The sequence below is a fragment of the Paenibacillus sp. J5C2022 genome, assembly GCF_025567625.1.
In the GTDB taxonomy this organism is placed as follows: domain Bacteria; phylum Bacillota; class Bacilli; order Paenibacillales; family Paenibacillaceae; genus Pristimantibacillus.
Map to the genome: position 1 here is coordinate 1 of NZ_JAOQJC010000122.1, position 856 is coordinate 856.

Here is an 856-nt window from a genome sequence, read left to right on the forward strand (position 1 = left end):
CAATGTTAGGTTTCAACTGAGGGAAGTGAGCGAAATTGTCGGTGATTAGCATTCTCGTTCGATTAAAAAACCCAAGCAAAAAGAAGAGAGCCGGGTGGCAAACGGATCAACAGCAATACGCATTGTGTGTAAACTGGTGTGTGGAACGTATTCGAGATGGAGAGAAGCTTTCTTCGGCCAATGTTCCGTTCCCCCTAAAGGCAGCCATTAAAAATGAGGCCATACGTCATGCGAACAAGGCCATTTCTGACTTTAAGCAAGGGAGAAGCAGTCGCATTCCTGTCTTCAAATCTTCTCTCCCCCTCTCCATTAACAATCAAAACTGGGATACACGCCAAAAGAACGATCGATGGTATATTGGCTTCACAAGCAATGCTGGCAAAGTCTATGTGCCAGTCGTTGAAAATGATATCGTTCGTACCTACTTTCCATCCTTTGAGAAACAAGATCGTAGAGATGTGAATCGTTCCTTCCGAGGCACTATGCAGCTTCTCCGAAAAGGCTCAGCATGGTATGCAGCCATCCCTGTAGAGATATCTTGCGAGTGGAAGGCAAGTACATATGTCCCTCAAACGGAAATCGGAATCGATCTTGGACTAAAAGCAATCGCTGTGATCAGTGAACCTCAGTCAGGCAAACGCCAATTCTTTTCCGGAAAACAAGTGGGCTATATGCGTCGACATTTCCGTTCCCTGCGTCAGTCCTTAGGCAAGAAGAAGGCTCTGCGAGCCCTAAAGCGCATAGGTCAAAAGGAAAGAAGATGGATGAGCGACTACAACCGAAAATTGGCAAAGCAAATCGTACAGTTTTCTTTGGCATTTGACAAACCCGTCTTGAAGATGGAGAAGCTTGAGTG

General features: G+C 45.8%; 1 protein-coding gene. It reads left to right on the forward strand.

Annotation, left to right across the window (positions count from 1 at the left end):
* Positions 1-35 precede the first annotated feature (35 nt).
* On the forward strand, positions 36-856 hold an 821-nt coding region (locus M6D81_RS31565; RefSeq protein ID WP_317259189.1), incomplete at its 3' end, for a transposase.